Source organism: Microbacterium sp. H6, from assembly GCF_003314775.1.
In the GTDB taxonomy this organism is placed as follows: Bacteria; Actinomycetota; Actinomycetes; order Actinomycetales; family Microbacteriaceae; genus Microbacterium; species Microbacterium oxydans.
Genome location: NZ_QOAY01000219.1, coordinates 1 through 271 on the forward strand (window position 1 = coordinate 1; position 271 = coordinate 271).

A 271-nucleotide genomic window follows, 5' to 3' on the forward strand; every position below is an offset into this window, starting at 1 on the left:
GCCTGGTTCAGGCCCTTGCCGCCCGAGAAGCGACCACCGGCACGGCCAAGGAGCGTCTCACCGACGAGCGGAGGGCGCGAGACCTCGACCACGAGATCGAGGTTCGCGCTCCCCACCACGGCGACGCCGGCGAGGGTGTCAGACACGCGACATCGTCCGCCGGTACTGCGAGCCCGTGTGCGACTCGGCGAGCGCCGGCGTGGGCGTGCCGATCAGGCGCTCGCGCAGCGACTGCGGCTCGGACGAGGGCTCCGCGATCGCGCCGCGCTCC